Genomic DNA, 18,841 nt, shown 5'->3' with positions numbered 1-18,841 from the left:
CCCCTATCTGGATGATTGAGACAAAGATTCGACGTAGGCTGGTTTTTGATAACCAATTTTTTCAAGCCACTCCATTTGCGGCTTCGCAAAATCATAGTTCCCGAGTTTTAAATTCGCTGAAGACCATGTGTCAAAAATATACCGATCTTTTATTACAGAATCAATATATTTTCTATCTATTTCAATAACTTCATGGCGATTTAGCCGGGCATTGTCAAAGTCCCCCATTTTCTCATGGGCGTCTGCGAGACGTAGCAGGGTGTACGACAATCTTTCGTCATATTCTGTTGCCATTTTTTCTTTTCCGTTTTGGCTGCGCAGCCGGGCAACAGTGGTGATCAGTTGGGCCGCAGCCTCCTGAACCCGGTTGAGCCCCAGAAGGCTGGCACCGATGTTGGCCTGGTTGTTCAAATCGGTGAGCGCCCAATCGGGATTCGCAGGGTCTTGCTCGCGGAAGGTGGTCAATTCGGCGGCAAGGGCGCGCTGAAGCGCCAAGGCCTTGGCGTATTGATGCCGTTCAACCAGGAATTCCCCCGCCACGACCTCCACATTCAGGCGCAGGCGTTGCCAGACCTGATTGCTGGGGTCATGGGCGACCAATTCCTGGAAAAGTTTCCTTGTCTCCACCATTTGCTCGTCGGCCCGCTGTTCTTCCCCCAGTGCGTCCAGCAGGTTAAGGCGGCGGTACTGGCAAGTTCCCAGACGATATATCCAACCAAATTCTGAGGGAGCGTCAGCACTCAATGAGTGTAATTCATCTGCCTCTTTATCAAAAAATGATACCGCTTTGCGAAGCTCGCCCTGCTCGGCATAGGCCGTGCCAAGCCAGGACAGGGTAGTCGCCACAGCCACGCGTAACTCATGGTCTTTGGGGCGCTGGGCCAGGGCTTGGCGCTTCAGGGCTAAGGAACTCTCGAAAAATGCGGCAGCTTTCTCATAGTCCGCTCGTTTCACCGCCGTCGACCCAAGGTTGCCGAGGGCGTAGGACAGTTCGGTCCAGGCATCAACGTTCTCCGGTGAGATGGCCATCATGCGCTTGGCGTAGCGTTCATACTCCCGGAAGGCCGCTTCCGCGCCGTCTAGATCGTTCGCATCCAGGCTGATCTGCCCCATCCAGAACGCCACCGCCCCCAAATCCTTCAGCAGATCCGGGCTCTCCAGGCCCTGAGCCAGATTGGCGTCAAGCAGGCTTTTCGCCTTGGCGAGGGCGGCTTGCGCGGACTTGGGATCGGCGCGCGAGCGGGCCACCTCCGCCAAGGTCTGCAAGGCCTTCGCCTGTTGTGCACGGTCCTCCGGCGTCAGGTTGGACAAGGGTTCTTGACTAAAGTAGCTCAGGGCTTTTTCGCTGATGTCCGACAACAGTTCCAGCCGGCCCAGGGGGCGCAGCTTGTCGGCGAAGTTGCCGACCATGAAGTTCATCAGATCCTCGGCCTGGTGCTTGCGCTGTTGCGCTGTCTTCTCCGCCTGCCGGGCCAGCAGGCCCAGGCCCGCGGCGACCACGGCGATGGCGGCGAAGCCGGCGATGGCGCCCCGGCGGCGGCGTTCGGCCTGCCGCTCCCGCGTCACCGAGGCGTCGATGAAGGCGCGCACGTCGGCGGTCAGCGGCAGGGGCGCGAAGCCGGCCAGGTCGCGCGCCTCCGCCAGGGGTTGGCCGCGCGGTAGCAGCAGGTCGGCGCGCCGCCCCTCCGCCAGCCAGCGGCGGGCCGCATCCTCCATCCGGCCGCGCACCTTCAGCAGGCGGCGGTGGTCGGCGATCCAGGCGGCGGCGCGGGGCCAGAGGCGCAGCATGGCCTCGTGCGTCACGCCGAACACCGGCACCCCGTCGAACATATGGCTGACGAACAGGCGGTGCTGCACGAAGGTCTGGACCAGCGCCCGTTCGTCCGCCGTGGTCAGGGCGGACCAGGCGATGCGCCGGCTGCGCGCCGCCTCCTCCCCCGCGCCGACGGTGACGACCAGCGACAGGACGCGGGGCAGGGCGGCGCGGCAATGGGGCGGCAGCGCGTCCAGCGTGGCCTCCGCCCGTTTGCCGATGGCGCCGCCGATGCCGCCCAGGGCGCGATAGGCCGCGACCGTCAGTTCCCGGGTGTTGCTGCGCTGCAAGTACAGTTCCTGCAGCGTGTACTGCAACAGGGGCAGGGCGTCGGGGGTGTCCGCTGCCGCCTCGCACAGCGTGTCATCCAGCTGCGCCTGGCTGTCGGGATCGACGCCGAACCGCAGGCCCGCCACCCGGGCGGGCTGGCGGATCATCTGGATGATTTCGGCGCGGGTCGGCGGCTCCAGGTCGAAATGGCCGCCGCGCGCCTTGCTGGCCAGCAGCAGGGGCTCCCGCACCACATCGGGGTAGAAGTCGTTGCGGCAGGCGGCGATGACCAGGATGGCGCCGCTGCATTCCAGCCGGCTGAGCGCGGTGAAAAAGCCGCGCCGCCGCGTCTCATCGATCGCGGCGTTGCCGAAGACGGCTTCCAGCCTATCGATGACCAGCACGGCCCTGCCGTCCGGATACCGTGCCGCCATCGCGTCCAATGCCAGCAGGGGCGCGTCCGCCGCCGCCGTCAACTGGGTGCCGAGGCCCTCGGCGCTGGCACCATCCAGCAGGGGCGCCCCCTCCACCTCCAAATCCAGCAACGCGCTGCCAAGGGCGGTGTGCAGGGCGTCGCCCTGGACATCGCCCATGTCCAGGGTGGTGGTGGCAAGCAGGCGGAAGGGGTGGTCGGACGACCGCAACGCCGGCAGCAGGCCGGCCTGGATCAGCGATGTCTTGCCGCTGCCGCTGGGGCCCAGCACCAGCACCAGGCCATGGCCGGCACCGGTCTGCGCCGCCACGGTGGCGCGCAACCGGGCGATGGCGGCAGCGCGGCCGAAGAACACGGCCGCGTGCGCCTCATCAAAGGCGTCCAGGCCGACGAAGGGCGATGTGTCAAGCCAACTTCCCACCTCGGTCGGCTGCGCCCCGCCCATGATTTCCGCGACCGGCGCGACGGTGCGATAGCCCCGGCTGCGGATGTTCTCGATGTAGCGGGCGCCGGCGGCGGTGTCCCCGAGCAGCTTGCGCAGTTGCGTGATCGCCTTGTGGACCTGGTTTTCCCCGACGGAAACGCCGTCCCAGCACAGGCGCAGAAGCTCATCCGCGCTCAGGATTTCACCCGCCCGGTCGCACAGGGTGACAAGGACGTCCATGGCCCGCGGTTCGGCCTTGATCTCCTGGCTGCCGTCGGTGCGCCGCAGCGTGCGCGCTTGCGCGTCCACCAGCCAATCACCGAAATGAAAGACCTTGGCCTGCACAGCAATCCCCTTTTCGGAACATCCTCTTGCGGGCGCAGGCGCGCCGTCGACAGCACGCTTCTAGCACATTAATGCCCTGTTTATATTTCAAAAAAGCAGGAAGGACGTCCAAATTAAACGACGGTGGATTGTTATTTTATATAAATACTTCCCCTAGTCGGAATAGGGATTCCGATAGGGGCGCCTTCCTGCTCCCGGCCGCCATTGACGCCCCCGGGGGACGCTCCCAGGGTTCAATAGCCGGGCGGCACCGGCACCGCGTGACCCCAAATCTGGAACCAGGTCAGTGTCACCACTTCAAGGGTGAGCATCAGACAGAACAGCATGGGAATGGAATGCCGCTGCACCAGGGTTCGGGATACCCCGGGCGTAGCGAGCAGGATGATGGAGATGGGCGCGATAGGGTCTATGTAGCGTTCATACAGCGGGCTTGCGATCGCCAGGGGCGTAACAACCAGCAGCGCGACCAATGCGTTGTCCCGATGGGTGCGCGCGGCGCTGATCAGCGTCCACCACCCCAGCGCCGCGATAGCGGACACAACGATGATTCCGCCCCTGGGGCCCAGCAGCATGGCCAATTTTATGACGATGCCGCCGCCCACGCCGCTTATGCCAAGAGGAAGGAAGGACAGGACCAGTCCCAGGGCCGCGCCCGTACCGGCAACCACCAGGATCCGCTTGGTGGCCGGTCGGCGCAGGCTCAAGACGAAGGGCAGGGCTGTGGGGAACAGGGCCGCACCCACGATGATGAGGTTGAACGGATTGAGGCTCTGCTGCCCCTGATGGGACGGGGTGGTAAGGCCATGCCAGGTGACCAACAGGGCGGCGGCCGGCGCGGCTGCGGCGACGAACAGGCCGGTCACGCCCAACGCCCCAAAGCGGCTGCGCCGTAACAGCAGCCACCATGCCAGCACCGGCACAACGATGTACTGTTGGCGCGTGTAAAAGGCGGCGGCGCTGATCATGGCGATGGCCACCGTGCGCGCGCCAGAGACCCGGTCCAGCCAGTCACCCGTCACCGGATCCGTCAGCAAAAGGACGCTCAAGCCTAGGAACAGGAGTGGCAAGGCATCGGTGCTGCCCCAGAATGTCGCGTCCCGCAGACCGGGCGACAGGGCGACGGCACCAATCAACAGGGCGATGAGGCTTCTGTCCCTCAGAAACGGGCGGAAGCGCCGATGGATGGCGCAGCCCACGGCCGCCAAGGCCATGCAGCCAATGATGAAGCCGATGGTCCGATAGACGGTGAAGTCCCCCACGCCTGGAACCTGGGCCAGTAGGATATGGAACAGGGGCATCGTTGCTGAATCGTACTCAGCCAGCGCATGCCAATTCAAATGATCGGCGAACGCCTTGGTAGTCGGCCAATGAAAGACCAGGGCGTCATATCGGGCTCCCGCCAGCCGCTCACCGCACAGCATCCCAAGCGGCCAACTTAATAATGCCAGGATTGCCAGGGCATATCGGAAGAGGTGAAATTGGGGTGAGCGATCAGTGTGGTTTTTTATTGACGGAAGATGTTCATTCATTTTTATTTGACCCAATAAATTCAATTAGGCGCTGATATTGTATTAAAATTATTTGCTTGATTGGGATGATCTGCGCGATTTTCAGTGGTCGCGGTGGAAGGCCGCGACTTTCTGGCGCGTCGGCGATTTTGGCACCATGCCATAGCCGCTCCATGCTCGCCAAGCGCAGCCCGGAGGTTTGTCACCGGACCGGCTCAGGCTCCGCGTCCGCACACACCTCAATACCGGCCGCCGCCAGCAGGATGTGTTGCTGGTCGGCGGCGATCTTCAGCCCGTCGTAGCTGGCCAGCTGGCGGATATCCAGGCCGCTGATCTCCGCGCCGCGCAGGTCGGCGCCGTCCAGCCTGGCCTCGGTGGTGACGGCCTGGAACAGGTCGCTGCCACGCAGGTCCACGTCGGTCAGGTCGGCGCCGTGCAAATCGGCTTCCCGCAGGCGGCAGCGGATGAACTGGGCCTCCCGCAAGGTCAGGCGCGATAGATCGGCCAATTCGAAGGTGCAGTCGCGGAACGCGGCGCGGTGGATGGCCTTGGTACGGCTGAGCGCGTGGTGGAAGTCCACCAGGTGGAAGCGGGCCCCCATGAAGCTGCACGTTTCCGCCACCACATCGAACAGCGTGCAGCGATCGAAGGCGCAGAACGACAGGTCGCAGCGGGTGAGGCGGGCGGCGCGGAGCGCGCTGAAGGCCAGGGTGCAGCCGGCGGTCTTGTCCGCGGGATCGACGAAGCGGCAATCCTCCAGCACGGCGTCGCGTAGGTTGACATGCGACAACCGGCAGCGGACGAACTGGCAATTCCGGAAATGGGCGTCGCTGAAATCAACGCCCGTGAAGCGCACATCCTGGAAGACGCAGTCCAGGACCTGGACACCCGCCGCGTCCAGGTCGCGCCAGTCCATATCGGTGAAGCGGGCGGATTGGACCAGGCCCGCGGCGAGGGCGTCTTCCAGGGTATCAAGGGTCATCGGGCGGGGCTCAAGGCAAGGGGCGGGCGGGCCGATCATAGGATATGTCGTGCCCGTCCGCCTTGCCGTCCTTGCGCTTCAGGCCCCCGGCCGCCCTGTGGCCGGTCAGATGGGCAGGCCGACATAATTCTCCGCCAGGGCGGTGGCGGCGGCGCGGGAGCTGACGACATAATCCAGGTCGGCCTCGCGGATGCGGTGCTCGAACGGGCTGGCCGCGTCGTCGGTGTGCAGCATGGTGGTCATGTACCAGGAGAAGCGCTCGCCCTTCCAGATGCGGGCCAGGGCGGTGGCGGCATAACCGTCCAGGTCGCTGGTGTCGCCCTTGGCGTAGAACTTCTCCAACGCGCGGGACAGCACCAACACGTCGGCCACGGCCAGGTTCAGTCCCTTGGCGCCGGTGGGCGGCACGATGTGGGCGGCGTCGCCCGCCAGGAACAGGCGACCGTGGCGCATGGTCTCGCAGACGAAGCTGCGCATGGCGATGATGCCCTTCTGGATGATGGGCCCCTCGGTCAGTTTCCAGCCATCCACCGTCTCCAGCCGCTGGTGCAGTTCCGACCAGATGCGCGCGTCCGACCACAGGGCGATGTCATCCTTGGGATCGCACTGGATGTACAGACGCTGGATTTCCGGGGATCGCATGCTGAGCAGCGCGAATCCCCGGTCGTGGCGGGCGTAGATCAGCTCATGATGCGACGGCGGCGCCTCCGTCAGGATGCCCAGCCAGCCATAGGGATAGATCTTCTGGAATTCCTTGCGCTGCGCCAGCGGGATGGCCTGGCGGCTGGGCCCGTGGAAGCCGTCGCAGCCCGCGATGAAATCGCAGTCGAGAAGGGCCGGCGTGCCGTCGGCCTGGGCGAAGCGGATGGAGGGGCGGTCGGTGTCGATGCCGGCCAGCGCCACGTCCTTGACCCCGAAATGGATGACGGCGCCGTGGGCCAGACGGTGGCCCACCAGATCCTTGATGACCTCATGCTGGGCATAGACCGTGACCTTCTTGCCGCCGGTCAGGTCCTCCATGTCCAGGTGATGGCTCTGTCCCTTGAAGCGCAAGGTGATGCCGGTGTGGAAATGGCCCTCGCGCATCATGCGCTCCCCCACGCCCAGCTGGTTCATCAGGTCGACGGTCCATTGTTCCAGCACGCCGGCGCGGATGGTGCCTTCGATATCCTCCCGGCTGCGGGATTCAATGATGACGCTGTCGATGCCCTGGCGGGACAACAGTTCCGATAGGAACAATCCCGCCGGCCCCGCGCCGATGATGCCAACTTTTGTACGGATTTTGTGTGTGGACATGGGGACCGGCCCTCCCGAGCCTGACGTGTTTTTATCCTGCGCCGCCGCCACCTGAGGGACCGGTCGACCCCGGAACGATAGGGGCGGAGGGGGCTTCCCCGGAATGGACGCAGCTCCACAAAAATTGGATTTTTTCGCAACAATTGCCCAAGATAGCGATCTGGTGGCCCATGCAACCTGCGCTTAAAACAATCGAACCCAGCGATACATGTTATCCGTCATATCGATCATGACTTGGTGTTTTTCCACCATGCGGTCCTGGGCGGGGACGCGCTCATGAGCCGCCCGGACATCCCCGTCTTCTCCCTGTATGGCGAGGCGCCGGCGACGGCGGAGGATCGCTTCCTGCATGTAGAACTGATCGAGGATCGCAGCAGCCTGGTGGACTGGCGCATCAGGCCGCATCAGCACGGCGACCTTGTGCAGTTCCTGGCCATTCGCGAGGGGGCGGGACGGGTGCAGGCCGACCAGCGGAGCTGGACCTTCGACGGGCCCACCTTGATCGTGGTGCCGGCCGGCGTGGTGCATGGCTTCGCCTTCGTCCGTGGCACCATCGGCTGGGTCGTCACCCTGTCCGACCGCATATTGCGCGGCTTGGCGCGACGGGACCCCGCCTTCGCCGCCTTGGGCGCGGACGCCGCCTGCCTGGACATGGCGGGCCAGGGGATGGCCTTCGCCGCCGTTCTGGCGGCCGCCGATGGCGTGCTGCGGGAGTTGCGCGGCCAGGAGCCGGGCTATCGCGCGGCGGCGGAGGGCCACATGCTGGTGCTGATGGCGGCGATGCTGCGGGTGGTGCTGCCGGCCGCGGCCTCCAATGCCGGCACCGGCGGCCGTTCCGGCCAGGTCGCCCTGGTGGCTGCCTTCCGTTCCCTGGTGGAGCGGCACTATCGCAGTCACCGCCCGCTGGACGCCTACCTGTCGGAGTTGCGGACGTCGTCGTCCACCCTGCGCGCCGCTTGCCTGGCGGTGACGGGCCGCCCGGCCATCGGCCTGATCCAGGACCGCCTGATGACCGAGGCCAAGCGCCTGATCCTCTACAGCGGCCAGACCATCGCCGCCATCGCCTATGATTTGGGCTTCGAGGACCCCGCCTACTTCTCGCGCTTTTTCCATAAGCAGAGCGGGGAGGCGCCGCGGGTCTGGCGCCGGCGGCTGATGGCGGACTGGCCGGTGGCGGACACCGCGTCGCTGGAGCCGCCGGACCCCCTGGCCGCCGTGGTCGATGATAGGTGAAGCGACGCTGTCTCCTGGGGCCGTCTCCTGGGGGAGGTGCCCCCAGGAGACGGCGTCGCAAAGACACCTCAGAATTTGGCGTGCAACACGACGCCATAGGTGCGGGGGTCGCCGATGACACTGTAAACGTTGACGGAACCCGCCGTGTTGGCCTGCTGCACCACCGGCGTGTTGCCGATGTTGTTGACATAGGCGCTGATCGACCACTGACCGTTCGGCGCCTCATAAGTGATCTTGCCGTTCCAGATGGAATAGGGGTCGGCCTCGGAATAGCTGAACCGCAGCAGGTCGATGTAGTAGCTGGACTTCGCCTGCATGTTCACGCCGGCGGTCACGCGCGCGCCGTCATTGAGATTGAACGTGTGCTCATACGCGGCCGTGCCGGTCCAGCGCGGGTTGCGGGGCAATTCGCGCCCGCCCAACGCTGTGGCGCAGATGTCCGCGCCGCAGCTGAGCAGGACGGTGGCGTTGCCGAAGCTGCTGTAGCCGTTGTTGACGGAGAAGTCGACGCGGTCGTCCGGGGTCAGCATGTAGCTGCCCTCCGCTTCCCAGCCATAGACCTTGGTGGTGCCGGGAACGTTGGAGGTGAAAAACTCCGGCGTATCATTGACGTAGTGGTAATAGCTCAGCTGATAGCCGGTGTATTCATAGTAATAGGCGGCCAGATTGATTTGCAGCCGGTCGTTCAGGAAGCGGTTCTTTGATCCCACCTCATAAGCGGTGATCTCCTCCGGCCCGTAATTGCCGGTGAAGGTGGACAGGCCGCCGGCCTTGTAGCCGGTGGACACCTGGGCATAGAGCATGTTGGCCGCCGCCAGATCATATTCCACCCCGACCTTGTAGGTGGTCTTGGCGAAGGTGGCCTTCATCGGGCTGGCCACGGTGGTGGCGGTTTGGGTGCCGGACTCGTCCGTCTCTTCCAGCGTGTCGTTGGTGTAGCGCAGGCCGGCGGTGACGCGCAGGCGATCGGTCACGGGGTAGGTCGCCTGACCGAACACCGCCTTGCTGTCCACCGTGCCGTGGACGACGTTCTCCACGCTGTCGAAGGTGTAGTTGGTCTTCTTCGCGCCGCTGTCATCCTGGTTCAGGTAGTAGAAGCCCGCCACCCATTTGAGCCGGCTGTCATCCTCCGACGCCAGGCGGAACTCCACCGAATTCTGGATCAGCGGCAGGTGATAGCGCTCGTAGGTGCCGGAAAAGGGTTGGACGTAGGTTTTTTCAAAATCCTGGTGGGCGGCCAGCAAGGTCAGGTTGGCGAATTTCGCGTCCCAGTCCACCTGTCCATGGACATCGACGTTCTGCATGTCGTAGCTGGCGGTGCAGTGCGGGTTGCAATACAGCGCGTCGCCGGTGGGAATGGCGTACATGCTTGAATAATCGTCGCCTTCCCAGGGGTTGCTGCGGCTGTCGACCGGCAGCCGCACGTTGCCGGCCCCCTTGCCGCCGTCCTTCTGCAGGTCGGCCTCCAGCAGAACACGGACGTCATCCGTCGGCTGCGCCAGCACCTTGACGCGGCCATACTTCTCGTCGGCGTCGTCCAGTCCGTTCGACAGGTAGCCGTCGTGGGAGTAAGAGGAGAAGACGCCGCGCACCGCCACCTTGTCGCCCAGCGGCACGTTGATCACGCCCTCCGTCTTCAAGGTGTTGTAGTTGCCGTATTGCAGGGTGCCCGCCCCCTCGACCCGGCCGAGGACGGGACCGTTGGTGATGACGTTGACGCTGCCGCCGTTGGCGTTGCGGCCATACAGGGTGCCCTGGGGGCCGCGCAGCACCTCCACCCGGTTGACGTCGGCGAAGGCGGAATTCGTCACCTCCGCCCGTTCCTGGTAGACACCGTCGATGTTCACCGCCACGGGTGAGGGACCGTCCGTGCCCCGTGTGCCGATGCCGCGGATATAGAAGGTGGCGCCGAAGTTGGTCTGCTGCACCTGGACGCTGGGGATCAGCGCGATGGCGTTCTGCAGGTTCACGGTGCCCTGTTGGGCCAAGGCCTCGCCGGTCACGGTGGTGATGGCGATGGGTGTCTTCTGCACGTCGGTGCTGCGCCGTTCCGCCGTCACGACGATTTCCGTCAGCGCGCCCGTGTCCGCCGGGGCCGTCGTCTGCGCACGGGCGGGCAGGGTGCCCGCCACGGCCAGGCCCAGCAATGCGGTGCCGGTGAGCCACCGGTGGCGGTTCAGGCTTTGATTGTTCACGGATACGACTCCCGGGGTCGCGGCGCGTCCCTGCATGGTAACCTCCCTCACGGCATGGGAAGGGCGGCCGGCATCTGTGACCGTCACCGCTCCCCACTTTTTTGTGGGGCAACAATGGGGAAGGCGCGCCGCATCCGTCAAAATGAACGATACGATAGGTTCTATCAGCGACCCGAATATAAATGGGGCGGGGGCGGCCTCCCGCACAATTCGATGAATTCGGCTTTGGCGCCATCTGTGCAACCATTGTTGCGCTGCGGCAAATAGGGATGATCTAGTCATTCAATCGATATCGCGGGGAATGGTTTTTCTTGAAATGCCCGGAGCGTGCCGGCCTATAGTGGGGCGGGAGGCGGGCGCCCGGCCACAGGGTTTGGCAAATGGGGGCGTCCGGCATGCGGGTGACAGCGCATGCATCGGCGACGACAAGAACGATGACCGGGCGGTGGCCATGCGCTTTGATGGACTGGACCTCAACCTGTTGGTGGCGCTGAACGCGCTGCTGGCCGAACAGAACGTGTCGGTGGCGGCGGAGCGCGTGCATCTGAGCCAGCCCGCCATGAGCGGCGCGCTGAACCGCCTGCGTGAGTTCTTCGGGGATGATCTGCTGGTGCCCGTGGGGCGCCGCATGGTGCTGACCCCGCGCGCCGAAGCGCTGGTTGAGCCGGTGCGCAACGCGCTATTGCAGATCCGCATGACCATCACCGCCAAGTCGGTGTTCGTGCCGGCGGAATCGGCCCGGCAGGTCACCGTCCTGGCGTCTGACTACATGATCCGCGTGTTGCTGGCCGATACCCTGCGCCGCATCGCGGATCTGGCACCGGGCATGGTCTTCGACGTGGCGGCGTTGGAGGATGCCCCGGTGGAGCGGCTGGAGAAGGCGGAGGTCGACCTGCTGATCACGGCGGAACAGTACACCTCCGCCGATCATCCCACCCGGTTGCTGTTCGAGGATGACTATGTCGTCGTCGCCTGGGCGGGCAATGACCAGTTCGATCGCGTGATTGATCCTGAAACCTATTCCCGTCTGGGCCACGTCACCGTGTCCCACGGTCGCACCCGCACGCCGACGTTCGAGGATTGGTTCGCCCGTACCACCCACGTCACCCGCCGGGTGGAGGTGGTGGCGCCGTCATTCACCGATGTCGCCCATTTCCTGTTGGGCACCCGGCGCCTCGGCACCATGCATCGCCGCCTGGCGACGCTGCTGGCCACCACCTTGCCGCTGAAGATCGCGCCGGTGCCCTTCGACATGCCCAAGGTGCGCATGTCGGCGCAGTGGCACCGTATCCAAAACCAGGACCAGGCATTGGCCTGGGTGGTGGACCAGATGTGCGCCGCTGCCGGTGACGCGGCGGCGGGCCTGCGGACCGCAGCGGAATAACGCCACGCGCGTATGGGGTCAGTCCTCGGGCCCGCTGTCCTGGAAGCGGGCGCGGGCGGCCAGGATGGCCGCATGGTGCCGGCGCACCCAGCCCATCAGGCTTTCCACCTGGGCCAGCAGGTCGTGCCCTAGATCGGTCAGGGCGTATTCCACCTGGGGCGGCACGCTGGGGGTGACCCGCCGATCCACCAGGCCATCCCGCTCCAGGGAGCGCAGGCGCAGGGTCAGCATGCGCTGGGAGATGCGGGCCTCGTCGGTGACGGCCCCCACCAGGCGGCGCAGGGTGGCGTGGCGGAAGGGGCCGGCGCTCAGCAGCAGCAGCAGCAGCGTGCTCCATTTGTCGCCCAGTCGGCCAAAGATCTCGCGGATGGGATCTTCCCGGCCCCGGCCGTCCGTGGCCATGCTGCGCACCATGGCGGCCAGCCGGCGGCCACCCGGATGCTGGTCGAGGTCGGCCACGTTCAGCACCCGTGCCACCCGGGCCAATTCAGCCTCGACATTCACCTGTCTGCGCACCTTTCCGGGCGGCGCGTCCGTGACCATTCCATCCCCATGCCGTCGCTGTTCGCCCCGCCTTTATAGGGCATCGCCGGGGAATGGGTAGGGCACAAAAAGGTGCCGTCTTCCGCCCATTCCCCGCTGCTCTTAGCCTGCGGCCCAACAGTCAAGAATGGCCGGCGGGAGCGGTGCCTTAGATGGAAAATCAGAGAATTCAGGGTTCCTTGATGGGCAAGGTGGCCATCATCACCGGTGCCGGCGGCGGTATCGGCGCCGCCACCGCGCTTCTCCTGGCCGAGCGTGGCGCCCGTGTCGTGCTGGCCGATATCGCGCAGGCCCCGGCCGAGGCGGTGGCGGCGCGCATCAACGCCGGTGGGGGGGAGGCCCTGGCCGTGCACCTGGATCTGGCCGACGAACTCTCCATCCGCGCGATGATCGACGCCACCCTATCGGCCTTCGGCCGTCTGGACATCCTGGACAACAACGCCGCCGACCTGTCCATGGGCCTGCGCGACACCGATGTTGAAACCATGGATCTGGAGGTTTGGGACCGCAGCTTCGCCGTGAACGTGCGCGGCACCATGCTGGCCTGCAAGCACGCCCTGCCGCATCTGGTGAAGGCCGGGGAGGGGCGGGAGTTCGGCGGGGCCATCATCAACACCGCCTCCAACCTGGCCCTGCAAGGCCACATCATCCAGGCCGCCTACAGCGCCAGCAAGGCCGCCGTCATCCAGCTGACCCGCTGCATCGCCGCCAGTCATGGCAAACGCGGCGTGCGCTGCAACGCCGTGCTGCCGGGCCTGACCCTGTCGCCCACGGCGCTGGAGAAACTGCCCCCCCGCCTGCGCGAGATCGTGGAGGCGGAGACGCTGACCCCCTATCTGGGCCGGCCGGAAGATTTGGCCCATGCCGTCGCCTACCTAGCGTCGGATGAGGCGCGCTACGTCACCGGCCAATGCCTGGTGGTGGACGGCGGCACCAGCAGCCATGTCCCGGGCATCGCCCCCTTCCGCGCTATGGTTGCGGAAATATAGTAATAAAATCAAATATCTATAGGGAGATTCCAAGATGTCGGGCAAATACGACGTTGTCGTCATGGGTGCCGGCCATAACGGGCTGGTGGCCGCCGCCTATCTGGCCAAGGCGGGCAAGAAGGTGTTGGTGGTGGAGCGCCAGGCCTGGCCGGGTGGCGGCGTGGTGACCCGGGAACTGAACACCCCCGGCTACCGCCATGACCTACATTCCAGCGTCCACATCATGATCCAGGGAAATCCCATGATCACGCAGGACGAACTGGGCCTCTTCGCCAAGTTCGGGCTGAAGTACAACTACTCCGACGTGCCCTACGCCAGCATCTTCGCCGACCAGAGCTTCCTCATCACCTACAAGGACCTGGACCGGGCCTGCGCCGAGATCGCCAAGTTCTCCGCCAAGGATGCGGAGACCTACCGGGCCTTCGCCCGGCGCAGCATGGAAATGCTGCCCATGTTCGTCTCCGGCCTATACGCCCCCCCGCTGCCGATGGGCGCCTTCATCGCCATGCTGGACCAGAGCGATGAGGGGCGGGAAATGCTGGACGCCATGAGCCGCAGTTCCGTCGACATCATCGACAGCACCTTCGAACATCCGCGCGTCAAGATGCACCTGCTGAAGCTGGTGACCGAGAATCTGCAGATGCCGGATGAACTGGGCACCGGCATGGGCATCTATCTGATGCCCGGCATCATCCATACCTATGGTGTCTCCCAGCCCGTCGGCGGCAGCGGCGGTCTGACCGACGCCTTGGTGCGCTGCGTGGAGCACTACGGTGGCGAAATCCGCCTGAACGCGGAGGTGAGCAGGGTCATCGTTTCCGGCGGCAAGGCCACCGGGCTGCAACTGGCGGATGGCGAGGTCGTGTCGGGCAAGGACGGCGTCATCGCCGCCATCCATCCCCACCGCATCCGCCATTTCCTCGGCGACGCCGTGGAGGAGAAGGTGGTGAAGCGGGCGGAGCGGGTGAACACCTCGACCTTCAGCCTGTTCGTCAGCCATTATGATTTGAAGAAACAGGCGACCTTCTACGCCGGCCCGGAGGTCGCCACCGCCACGATGCTGGAGTACTACACCTTCGACAGCCTGCCCGAGATGCTGGACGATTTCGATTGCCTGCGCCGTGGGCGTCTGCCCAAGCGCCCGCTGACCGGCGGCAGCGATGAGACCCACGCCGACCCCACCCGCGCCCCGCCCGGTGCCGGCATCTGGCATTCCATCACCATGGCGCCTTATCGCCTTGAGGATGGCGGGGCCGCCCGCTGGGACGAAATCAAGGAAGAGGTCGCGGACTACAATCTCAGCTTCTACCGCAGGTTCACACCCAGCCTGACGGACGACAACATCATCGCCCGCACCACCTGGTCGCCGCTGGACATGGAACGCAGTTCCCCCAACAGCTTCGTGAACGGCGACATGCACGGCGCCGCCCCCTTCATGTACCAGACCATGGCCCACCGCCCGACGCCGGACCTTGGAAACTTCACGGTGCCAGGCGTGGAGGGGCTTTATCTGGTGGGGCCTTTCATGCACCCGGGCGGCGGTGTTTATGGCGCCGGCCGCGCCACTGCCATCAAGATGTTCGACGATCTGGGCATCGATTTCGATCGCGCCGTGGGGGCCTGAGCCATGGTCAAGATCTATGGAGCCGACAATAAGGAACTGATGACAGTCGCCAGCATCAGTGGTGAGGGCGATACCCTGGTCATCAAAGGCAAGATCTTCGGCGCGATGCCCATGACCGCCAAGCTGCGACCGGAGGAGGCGCGGGCGCTGCTGAGGATGCTGAACTTCAAGCTGGTCCTGTTCCTGCTGCGCTTCCTATTCAAACCAGCAGCGAAGAAAGCTGCCAAATGAGCTGATTTAAAAAGAACAACCCCGCGCACGGGATTGCGCGGGGTTGTTCCTGAGACGCCTGGCCTCGCCCTCTCTCTCGTGAACAAGTCACGACCGGGGCGCGATCATCCATGATCGCACCCGGGCCTAAAGATGAGCCCGCGTTTCCGTTTCCGGCTTTTCCTGCACGAACTCGATCAGGTTGCCGGCGTTGTCGCGCAGGAAGACGTTGGAACCCCATTCGAAATCGGCAACGAAGACGATGTCGGCGCCCCGCCGCCGCAGCTCATCGGCAAGCGCGTGCACGTCGTCCGTGGCGAAGGACACGTGCTTATTGCCATGCGTCTTCAGGTCCTGGTTGGGAATGCGGCGTTCGTCGGGCAGGGGATGCGCTTCCGGCACCTGGAAGATCTCCATGCGCAACGGCCCGTTGCGCACGAAGGCCACGTCGGCCGGAATGGCATCGATACGGATGCGCCGTTCCAACTTGAAGCCCAGCACGGAATCATACCAGGCGATGGCGGCTTCCAAATCCGGAACGCTGATGGCCCCGTGATGGTGCCAGTATTGATACGTCGGCATAGTCCGAGTCACCATATCCCAGTAGAACTCGTTGGTGGAAAGGCGTCGACTGATGGGTGACGCCGAAAGGTGGGGCGGCGGGTTGGCCGCTTGATGCCCGAGGAATTCACAAGGGTTCCCGGCGGTTCTCAGGCGTCTTCCAGGACGATTATTAGGCGGCCTCCTCCTTAACCGGGGATATCATCCGCCGCTGCAGACCATCAAATCGATAGTTCGAACATGTCCTATTGCTGGCCTGAATGTGACGGCCGAGACCCAACGGACGATGGCTGAAGCCCGGCCTGGCCTTAACGGTTTGTTCAGCGCTTTGCCCCCACCCTGTGAACTCGGGATTAACCACTTCGGTTGGCTGTTGCGGGACAGCGGCCGTGGGTGATGTCGGCGGTCGAAGAACGCCGCCAGGAACGTAACGGGGAGACGTCCGGTGACCATCCGTAGATTGATCGCATCGTGCCTGGCGGGCGTGGCCGTGCTGATGCTGGTGTTGGGCGCCGTGGTGGCGTTGGAGCAGTGGCGCGTAGCGGTCGCGGCCTCGGACGCGCAGGGCCTGGCCCGCTTCATGGCGGCGCTGGGCAGCATGACGGAAAATTTGGCGGTGGAGCGCGGTCCCACCCTGGTGGCGCTGGGCAGCGCGGATCCCGCGACCCTGGCGCTCGTGAAGGAACAACGCGCCAAGTCCGACGCCGCGCGCAAGGCGCTGGTTGACCTGATGGCCAAGGAGGATGTCGGCGTCAAAGACAATCTGAAGTCGCTCTTGTCCTCCCTGGACGGCCGGCTGTCGGCCCAGCGGAGCGCTGTCGACGGACTGCTGGCCCGCCCCCTGGCGGACCGCCCGGCGGGCGAGGTCGATGCCTATGTCAGGGGGATGTTTGCCATCATGGCCGATATCAACGCTGAACTGAACGCCACAGGCCGGTCATTATTGCAGCGCGCGCCAGAAGCGGGGCACTACGCCAATATCGCCATCCTGGCCTGGTCCTACCGTGACTATGCGGGCCGACAGTCCTCATTGCTGTTGCAGGCGCTGAACAGCGGCAAGCCCATAGGGCCGCAGGCCGCCCGGGACATTCAGGTCTTCCAGGGGCATCTTGACGATCTGGAAGGGCGGGTGGAGGGCCAACTGGCCCTGGCTGGCACGCCCGAGAGCCTGCTGAAGGCGGCCGAGGCGGCACGACAGGGCTATAAGGGCACATTCGGCGCCCTTCGCGCCAAAGTGCTGGAGGCGAGCGCCGCCGGTGTACCGTATCCGGTTGACGTGGTCGAATACCGGCGCACCAGCGTGCCGCAACTGGCGTCCATCCTGGGCATCCGTGACGCTGCCATCGCCGAGGCGATGCGCCTGGCCGACGCGCAATATGCCAGCGCCCGTACGGCACTGATGCTGGTGACCCTGCTGTTGCTGATCGCCGGCGGTGTCCTGGTCGGCATCGTCTGGCTGGTAGGCCATCGGGTCACGGGGCCGCTATCGGTGCTGACACAGGTGGTGATGAACATCGCGGGCGGCGACCATGACCTGGCGGTGCCGATGACAGCACGGACGGATGAGATTGGTGAGATGGCTGGCGCCATCTCCACCTTGCGCGCCAATGCCAAGGAGGCGGACATCTTGGCCGAGCGCCAGCGCACCGAGGACGCGGCCAAGGAGCAACGCCGTGTTCGGATGGAGGCCGCGACCCACGATTTCGCCATCTCCATTGACCAGGTGGTGGCCGGTTTCACCGGTGCGGAACGGTCGCTGCGCGGGGCGGCGGACAGCCTGACCTTGTCGGCCGGCGACACCATCGCCCTGTCCAACACCGTCGCCGGGGCGGCGGAAGAAACTTCGGCCAATGTCCAGACGGTCGCGGCCGCGGCTGAGGAGCTTCACCAGTCCATCGCCGAAATCGCCCGCCAGATGTCCACCGCCACAACCACGTCCGACGCGGCGGTGCGCGAGGCGTCCAGCACCAAGCAATCCATAGACGGCCTGGTGATGGCGGCGCAACGCATCGGCGACGTGGTCAAGCTGATCACCGATATCGCCAGCCAGACCAACCTGCTGGCCCTGAACGCCACCATCGAGGCCGCCCGCGCCGGAGAGGCCGGCAAGGGATTCGCTGTCGTGGCCTCCGAGGTTAAGGCGCTGGCTAATCAGACCGCCAAAGCGACGGAGGAAATCCAGGCCCAGGTCAGTGCCATTCAGGATGAGACGGCGCGCGCCGCGTCCGCGATCGACGGCATCACCGCCACCATCGTGGCGATGAGCCAGATCACCACCGGGGTGGCCTCCGCGGTGGAGGAACAGGGTGCCGCCACGCGGGAGATCGCCCGCAATGTGCAGGAGGCTTCCGTCGGCACGCGCGAGGTTTCCGCCAACATCACCGGCGTGCGCGCCGCGGCGGACGAGACGGGCACGGCCGCGCGCAGCGTCCTCAGCTCCTCCGACGTGCTGGGGCGTGAGGCCGATACCTTGCGCACCGTGGTCAACGGCTTCGTCACCACCATCAAGGCGGCGTGACGCCATCGCCGGAGGGCGTCGCCGCGCTTGGGCGGCGTCTTCCGGCCCTGGCCATCGCCAGGGCGATGGCCAGGCTCAACCCATATCCCCACAGCAACCAGCCGGCCGCCAGCCGCGTCACGGTGTCGTCCGGCCCGTACATCCGCGGGGCCCAGTTCAGCACGGCGCCGTCGAGGGTCATGGCCACGGCGCCGACCAAGCCCATGCCCGCCATCAGCTGGTCCGGCGCCAAGCCGGCCACGCGGCGAATGAGCAACACACAGGTCCAGGCGACCGATACGGCGCCGGCGAAATTGAGGATGTTCCAGGCCGGATCGGTCAATGCCATGGGAATCGCCCGCACCCAGGCCAGCGCCGCCGCCCAGAACACGATGCCAAGACCCGCAAGGATCACCCCTTGGCCGTATCGCAACATGCCCCCTCCATCCCAACGGTCCCGGCAGTCGACCGGACACGGTGACCGATACGCCCCCGCCAGGCCGTCGGATCACCGCCCCGATGCCATTCGCGGGG

14 protein-coding genes are annotated in these 18,841 nt (G+C 65.1%); 6 read left to right on the top strand and 8 right to left on the bottom strand.

Annotated elements, in window-relative coordinates:
* Positions 1–3: 3 nt before the first annotated feature.
* From FHS74_RS07485 to FHS74_RS07470, 4 genes are all read right to left on the bottom strand, one after another.
* A complete protein-coding gene (locus FHS74_RS07485) occupies positions 4–3,285 on the bottom strand; it encodes an nSTAND1 domain-containing NTPase (RefSeq protein WP_184799019.1) in 3,282 nt (1,093 codons plus the stop codon).
* A gap of 233 nt (positions 3,286–3,518) precedes the next feature.
* Entirely contained in the window at positions 3,519–4,814 is a 1,296-nt protein-coding gene (locus FHS74_RS07480; protein WP_184799017.1) for a hypothetical protein, read from the bottom strand.
* A 181-nt stretch (positions 4,815–4,995) separates the two neighbouring features.
* Positions 4,996–5,775, bottom strand: a complete 780-nt coding sequence (locus tag FHS74_RS07475) for a pentapeptide repeat-containing protein (RefSeq protein WP_184799015.1) — start codon at positions 5,773–5,775, stop codon at positions 4,996–4,998.
* 105 nt (positions 5,776–5,880) lie between these two features.
* Positions 5,881–7,071 (bottom strand): 4-hydroxybenzoate 3-monooxygenase, encoded by a 1,191-nt coding sequence (locus FHS74_RS07470; RefSeq protein ID WP_184799013.1) that lies wholly within the window; start codon positions 7,069–7,071, stop codon positions 5,881–5,883.
* A gap of 276 nt (positions 7,072–7,347) precedes the next feature.
* Between FHS74_RS07470 and FHS74_RS07465 the strand changes: the two genes are divergently transcribed.
* Positions 7,348–8,304 (top strand): helix-turn-helix domain-containing protein, encoded by a 957-nt coding sequence (locus FHS74_RS07465; protein ID WP_211106157.1) that lies wholly within the window; start codon positions 7,348–7,350, stop codon positions 8,302–8,304.
* 68 nt (positions 8,305–8,372) lie between these two features.
* On the opposite strand, the gene FHS74_RS07460 is transcribed toward FHS74_RS07465, so the two are convergent.
* Positions 8,373–10,499 carry a TonB-dependent receptor domain-containing protein gene (locus FHS74_RS07460; RefSeq protein WP_184799011.1) on the bottom strand — a complete coding sequence of 709 codons (2,127 nt, stop codon included), beginning with the start codon at positions 10,497–10,499 and terminating at the stop codon, positions 8,373–8,375.
* A 451-nt stretch (positions 10,500–10,950) separates the two neighbouring features.
* On the opposite strand from FHS74_RS07460, the gene FHS74_RS07455 reads away from it, so the two are divergent.
* Entirely contained in the window at positions 10,951–11,883 is a 933-nt protein-coding gene (locus FHS74_RS07455) for a LysR family transcriptional regulator (RefSeq protein ID WP_184799009.1), read from the top strand.
* Between the two features lie 18 nt (positions 11,884–11,901).
* On the opposite strand, the gene FHS74_RS30910 is transcribed toward FHS74_RS07455, so the two are convergent.
* Positions 11,902–12,426 carry a winged helix-turn-helix transcriptional regulator gene (locus FHS74_RS30910; RefSeq protein WP_281384617.1) on the bottom strand — a complete coding sequence of 175 codons (525 nt, stop codon included), beginning with the start codon at positions 12,424–12,426 and terminating at the stop codon, positions 11,902–11,904.
* Positions 12,427–12,608: 182 nt separating this feature from the next.
* Between FHS74_RS30910 and FHS74_RS07445 the strand changes: the two genes are divergently transcribed.
* The 3 genes from FHS74_RS07445 to FHS74_RS07435 are packed head-to-tail and all read left to right on the top strand — an operon-like array spanning position 12,609 to position 15,270.
* Positions 12,609–13,415 (top strand): SDR family NAD(P)-dependent oxidoreductase, encoded by an 807-nt coding sequence (locus FHS74_RS07445; RefSeq protein ID WP_211106156.1) that lies wholly within the window; start codon positions 12,609–12,611, stop codon positions 13,413–13,415.
* Between the two features lie 34 nt (positions 13,416–13,449).
* Complete coding sequence (locus FHS74_RS07440; RefSeq protein WP_184799006.1) at positions 13,450–15,039, top strand: phytoene desaturase family protein; 1,590 nt, start codon at positions 13,450–13,452, stop codon at positions 15,037–15,039.
* Between the two features lie 3 nt (positions 15,040–15,042).
* Entirely contained in the window at positions 15,043–15,270 is a 228-nt protein-coding gene (locus FHS74_RS07435; protein WP_184799004.1) for a hypothetical protein, read from the top strand.
* Positions 15,271–15,396: 126 nt separating this feature from the next.
* Here the strand turns inward: FHS74_RS07435 and FHS74_RS07430 are convergent, their stop codons facing one another.
* A complete protein-coding gene (locus tag FHS74_RS07430; protein WP_184799002.1) occupies positions 15,397–15,831 on the bottom strand; it encodes a VOC family protein in 435 nt (144 codons plus the stop codon).
* Positions 15,832–16,255: 424 nt separating this feature from the next.
* Between FHS74_RS07430 and FHS74_RS31125 the strand changes: the two genes are divergently transcribed.
* A complete protein-coding gene (locus FHS74_RS31125; protein WP_184799000.1) occupies positions 16,256–18,328 on the top strand; it encodes a methyl-accepting chemotaxis protein in 2,073 nt (690 codons plus the stop codon).
* Here the strand turns inward: FHS74_RS31125 and FHS74_RS07420 are convergent.
* The gene (locus tag FHS74_RS07420) at positions 18,315–18,743 is read right to left on the bottom strand and encodes a hypothetical protein (RefSeq protein WP_184798998.1); all 429 of its coding nucleotides are present in this window, start codon (positions 18,741–18,743) and stop codon (positions 18,315–18,317) included. The genes FHS74_RS31125 and FHS74_RS07420 overlap by 14 nt on opposite strands.
* Positions 18,744–18,841 lie beyond the last annotated feature (98 nt).

Source organism: Nitrospirillum iridis (assembly GCF_014205765.1).
Lineage (GTDB): Bacteria > Pseudomonadota > Alphaproteobacteria > Azospirillales > Azospirillaceae > Nitrospirillum > Nitrospirillum iridis.
This window is presented reverse-complemented; position numbering and strand designations above follow the sequence as displayed.